The sequence below is a fragment of the Paeniroseomonas aquatica genome, from assembly GCF_030409335.1.
Classification (GTDB): domain Bacteria; phylum Pseudomonadota; class Alphaproteobacteria; order Acetobacterales; family Acetobacteraceae; genus Belnapia; species Belnapia aquatica.
On the sequence record NZ_JAUFPN010000287.1, the window covers coordinates 1 to 5,147 of the forward strand.

Consider the following 5,147-nt stretch of genomic DNA (forward strand, 5'->3'; position numbering starts at 1 on the left):
CATCGCCGGGCGGAACCGGGCCCGGGGGACCGGCCGCCGCCCCGGCGGGCACCGGGGCCGGCGCGCCCGGCCGCGCAGCGGCACCGGGCGGGAGCGGGCCAACCCCAGCCTGATCGGTGCCGGACCGGGCGCCCGGCATCCCGGGCGGAGGTGCCGCCGCCAGGACCGGTGGCGCGGCTGGCGCCGCCGGCGGCTGGCGCCCGGGTTCGGGCGGCGGCGGTGGCGCGGCAGCGGTGATCACCGGGGACGCCTCCGGCATGCGCCCCACCGGCTGGTCGGGCGCGGCCGGTTCCTCCGCCGGCTCCGCTTCGGCCGGGTCGCCCGCCGCCGGGGCTGCCGCCGCTGGCGGCGCACCGGCCAGGTCGCCCGGGGCCTGGCTGTCCGGGGCCTGGCTGTCCGGAGCATGGCCTGCCGGAGCCTGGCCGCCCGGCGCCTGGCCGGTCCCGGCGGTGGCGGTGCCCCGCGCCGGCGCCGGCGCCGCGGCCTTGCCGCCTGACCGGGCTGCGGCCGGGCCAGCTGCGGCCGGCCTGGCCTCGGCACGGTCCGCGGCCGGCGCATCGGCCAGGGTGAGGGCGGCGGCGAAGCCCTCGCCGCCCGCGGCCTCGCGGTGCCGCGGCTTCGGCGGGGCGGGCGTGGGTGCTGGCTGGGGCGGAAGGCGTGCGGTGGTGTCCATCCTGGTCCGGTCCTGCTTCGCCGCGCCGGGTGCGAAGGCCGGGCCAGCCCCTCCGGGCCCCGGACCGGCAAGCCCGGCCGGCCTACACGAACACCGTGCAGGGCACGATCGAGGCCTCGGACAACCAGCTCGCGCTGGCCATCGGCGGCCAGGGCTTCTTCAACGTCGCGCTGGCCAAGGGCACGGTGAACGGCAAGCCGACCTTCGACGACCGCGAATTCTACACCCGCGCCGGCGACTTCAGCCGCGACGAGAACGGCTACCTGAAGAATTCGGAAGGCTACTACCTGAAGGGCTGGGTGGTGGACGCCGCCGGCAACCCCGACCGCACCGTCATCAATCCCATCCAGGTGGACCAGCAGGTCTTCAACCCGGTCGCCACCACCGAGATCACCCTCTCGGCCAACCTGCCGGCGGTGATCCCGGCCGACCCCATCACCACCCAGGCGCAGCTCTACGATTCGCTGGGCGGCCTGCACACGGTGAACCTCACCTTCTCCAGCGCCCTGCAGAACCACTGGACCATGTCGATCGACGTGCCCGACGACATCAACAGCACCGCCCGCGGCACCACGGCGCTCGACTTCGGCACCGGCGCGGCGCCGGTCGCCGCCGATGGCACCATCGGCGCCATCGGTTCGGTCACCGGCTCGCTCGGCGCCCCCGCCACCAATGCGCTCGGGGATCCCGCCGCGGTCACCTTCACGGTCGACTTCGGCCAGGGCGCGCAGACCGTGAGCCTCTCGCTCGGCGAGTTCGGCAAGGCGACCGGGCTGACGCAGTATGCCGGCACCGAATTCTCGCTCCGCAACCTCGAGCAGAACGGCGTGCCGCTCGGCGCCTTCTCCAGCCTCACCACCCGCACCAACGGCGACGTCGCGGTCAGCTACGACAACGGGCAGAGCCGGGTCATCGCCCGCGTGCCGCTGGTCTCCTTCAACAATCCGGACAAGCTGCAGCGCCAGGACGGCCAGGCCTTCCTGCGATCGCCCGAGGCCGGCGACGCCAAGGTGACGGACCCCGCCTCGAACGGGGTCGGCAAGCTGGTCATCGGCTCGATCGAGAAGTCGAATGTCGACATCGCCAGCGAGTTCACCAAGCTGATCGTCGCCCAGCGCGCCTATTCCGCCAATACCAAGGTGGTCACCGCCAGCGACGAGATGCTGCAGGACACCATCAACATGCGGCGCTGAGGCGCGACAGGATAGACCCGCGTGAGCCTCGACCTCGCCCTCTCCATCGCCCGCAGCGGCCTCGCCTCGATCCAGCGCAACCTGGCGCAGACGGCGCAGAACATCGCCAATGCGGAGACCCCCGGCTATACCCGGAAGACCGTGCCGCAGCAGGCGATGGCCGTCGCCGACCTGCCGCTCGGCCTGCGCAACGCCGATGCCCGGCGCGCCGTGGACACGGCGCTGGTGAACCAGCTCAACGGGAGCCGGGGCACGGTCGCCGCCGCAACGGTGCGGGAGGCACTGCTGCGGGGCATCGAGCAGGCGCATGGCGCGGCCGGGGACGGCGCCACGCTGGGCGATGCGGTCTCGGCGCTGGGCGACGCCTTCACCCTGCTCCGCGCCGCGCCGGCCGATGCCGGGCAGCAGCATGCGGTGCTGGTCGCGGCGACGACGCTGACCACCCGGCTCGGCGACCTCTCCCGCGCCATCGGCGGCGCCCGGCAGCAGGCCCAGGACGGCATCGTGCAGGAGGTGAGCGCGGCCAATGCGGCGCTGCGCGACATCGCCGCCCTCACCATCCAGATCAAGGCAAGGCCCCCCGGCGGCAGCGCCGAACTGGAGGACCGCCGCGACCAGGCGATCGCCACCCTCGGCGAAAGCATGGAGGTGCAGGCGGTGCACCGGCCGAACGGCGAGGTGCTGCTGATCGCCCGCGGCGGCATCGCGCTGCCGCTCGACCCCGACCGCGACGTCCTCGGCACGCTGCAGGCGACGGTGGGGCCGGAGACCTTCCACGGCGCCGGCGGCTCGCTGTCCGGCGTCACCCTCAACGGCAGCGACATCACCGGCCAGATCAGCGGCGGCCGGCTCGGCGAATACCTCTCGCTGCGGGACCGCGTGCTGCCGCGCTACCAGGCCGAGACCGACCTGGTCGCCGCCAACCTGGCCGACCGCTTCGCCCGGCAGGGGCTGGCGCTGTTCACCGACGCGGACGGCACCACGGTGCCCGACCCGGCGCAGCCCTATGCCGGCAGCGCGCAGGTCGGCCTGGCCGGCCGGCTGCGGCTGAGCCTGGCGGTGACGGCGGCGCCGCGGCTGCTGCGCGACGGCACCGACGTGGTGGCCGGCGGCCCGGGTGGCCCCTCCGCCTTCACCCCCAACCCGCCGGGCGGCCCGGCCGGCTTCACCGGCCTGCTCGACCGGGTGCTGACCTACAGCCTCGGGGCGGAGGCGGCGGCCGGGGTCGCCTGGGCGCCCATCGCCGGCAACGGCCTCGGCCCGGACGGGACGCTGCAGTCGCCCTTCCCGGCGCCCGCGACCCTGTCCGGCTACGCCGACAGCGTCACCGTCGCCCAGCTCGGCGACCGGGCCGCGGCGACCGCCGTCAGGGAAGGGGCGGCCGGGCTGCAGACCGCGCTCGAGGCCCGCTTCGCCGCCGGCTCCGGCGTCGACGTCGATGCCGAGATGGCCGGCATGGTGACGCTGCAGAATGCCTATGCGGCCAATGCCCGGGTGATCAGCACCCTGCAGGCCATGTGGGACGCGCTGCTGGCGACCAGGTCATGAGGCGCGGCCGCAGGCCTGCATGCATCCGCCGGGCGCTGCTGGCCCGGCGCAGCCGATAGGAGAAGCGGATGGCGCGGATCGACGTTCTGGGACGGCTGGATGCCGATGCGGCGGTGCTGCGGGCCCGCATGCAGTCGCTGACCCGGCAGGTGACCACCGGCCTGCGGGTCGAGGCGCCGGGCGACCTGGCGCCACAGATGCCGCGGGTGCTCGACCTGCGGGCCGAGATCGGCCGGCGCGACACCTATGGCAGCACCATCACCCAGGCCCTGGCGCGCACCACCGCGGCGCAGCAGACCCTGGGCCGGCTGGGCGAGATCGCCAGCCAGTTCGGCAATACCGTCGCGATGAAGCTCGATCCCAACGACCCGCAATCCCTCCCCTTCGCCGCCACCCAGGCGCGGAATGCGCTGATCGAGGTCGGGCAGCTGCTGAACACCAGACAGAACGACGAATACATCTTCGGCGGCAGCGACTTCGCCCATCCGCCGGTGCCGGACCCGAACGGCCTGCCGACCGGCGGCCTGGCGAGCCAGATCGCCGGGGCCATCGCCCTGCTCGGGCCCGGCAACGCCGCCTCGGTCGCCGCGGCCACCCGGGCGGCGGCGCTCGACGACAGCCCCGGGGTGACCCCCTTCTCCGCCTACATCGTGGATCCCGGCCGGGGCGGCGGCGAGCCGCGGCGCAGCGTCGCCTCGGCCGACGGCACCGCCACCGAGGTGGGGCTCTTCGCCAGCCGCAACGCCGCCGCGACCTCCACCGGGGAGACCACCGGCGGCTGGGCCCGCGACCTGCTGCGGGGCCTGGCCAGCATCGCCGCGCTGACCCCGGCCTCCGCCGCCTCGACGGCCGATTTCAGCGCCCTGGCGGAGGTGATCCGCGGCGGGCTGCAGAGCGCGGCCAGGGCGCTGGCAGATGAGCAGGGCGCGCTCGGCCTGACCGAGGCGCAGCTCGGCGGCATGCAGACCCGGCACCTCGAGATGCGGGATTCGCTGCAGGAGCAGCTCGCCGGCATCGAGGAGATCGACCTGGCCAAGGTGCTGACCCAGCTGCAGTCGACCAAGACCAGCCTGGAGGCCAGCTACAACGCCATCGGCAGCCTCGGCACCCTCAGCCTCAGCCGTTTCCTGCGATGAGCACGCGAGCGGCCCAAAGCCTGGGTTTCAGCCGGCGTTAAGCCGGGCATGCGAGCATCCGCCCAGTCTCCGCGGCGCGGGTTCGAAAGGAACAAGAATGTCCACGCTGGTCCTCGAATTGCGTCAGGGCGATCTGATGGTGGTGAACGGGGCGCCGATCCGCTTCCGCAACCGGACGCGCATCGAATTGGCTGCCAAGGCGCGCTTCCTCTTCGGCAAGCAGATCATGCCGCCGGAGGCCGCCACCACCCCGGCGCGGCGCATCTACTTCGCGCTGCAGACCGCCTATATCGGGACCGAGGCGGAACGCTCCGGCGGGCTCGAGGCGGCGCGGCGGCTGATCGGCGACTTCCAGCAGGCCACCACCTCGGCGCTGGCGCGGGAGATGCTGCGCCAGGCGCTGGGCCTGGCCGAGGCCGATGATTGCTACCAGGCCCTCAAGCTGGCCCGGCGGGTCATGCGGCACGAGGAGGAGGTGCTGGGCCTGCCGCCCTTGCCGCCGGCCCGCCAGGCGGCGCCGCGGCCGGAGGGCGAGGCGCCACTGCCGCCGCCCTGCCGCTGACGGCACGGCGCGGCCCGGCCGGCCGCGGCGAGACG

At 74.5% G+C, this 5,147-nt stretch carries 4 protein-coding genes and 1 pseudogene; 4 read left to right on the forward strand and 1 reads right to left on the reverse strand.

What is annotated here, in order from left to right; all coding sequences use genetic code 11:
- Window positions 1–673 (reverse strand): annotated as a pseudogene (locus QWZ14_RS29585) (hypothetical protein); the annotation flags it as partial.
- Between the two features lie 29 nt (window positions 674–702).
- On the opposite strand from QWZ14_RS29585, the gene QWZ14_RS29590 reads away from it, so the two are divergent.
- From QWZ14_RS29590 to QWZ14_RS29605, 4 genes are all read left to right on the forward strand, one after another.
- A complete protein-coding gene (locus QWZ14_RS29590) occupies window positions 703–1,866 on the forward strand; it encodes a flagellar hook protein FlgE (protein WP_290320660.1) in 1,164 nt (387 codons plus the stop codon).
- Between the two features lie 21 nt (window positions 1,867–1,887).
- A complete protein-coding gene (locus tag QWZ14_RS29595; protein WP_290320661.1) occupies window positions 1,888–3,414 on the forward strand; it encodes a flagellar hook-associated protein FlgK in 1,527 nt (508 codons plus the stop codon).
- Window positions 3,415–3,482: 68 nt separating this feature from the next.
- Window positions 3,483–4,550: a flagellin N-terminal helical domain-containing protein gene (locus tag QWZ14_RS29600; protein ID WP_290320662.1), complete on the forward strand. Its 1,068-nt coding sequence runs from the start codon at window positions 3,483–3,485 to the stop codon at window positions 4,548–4,550.
- A gap of 97 nt (window positions 4,551–4,647) precedes the next feature.
- On the forward strand, window positions 4,648–5,112 hold the full coding sequence (locus tag QWZ14_RS29605) for a flagellar biosynthesis repressor FlbT (RefSeq protein ID WP_290320663.1): 465 nt from the start codon (window positions 4,648–4,650) through the stop codon (window positions 5,110–5,112).
- Window positions 5,113–5,147 lie beyond the last annotated feature (35 nt).

Bases quoted from the DNA above. Each gene is read 5' to 3' on its own strand.
- QWZ14_RS29600 (WP_290320662.1), top strand. From the start codon at position 3,483: ATGGCGCGGATCGACGTTCTGGGACGGCTGGATGCCGATGCGGCGGTG.
- QWZ14_RS29605 (WP_290320663.1), top strand. From the start codon at position 4,648: ATGTCCACGCTGGTCCTCGAATTGCGTCAGGGCGATCTGATGGTGGTG.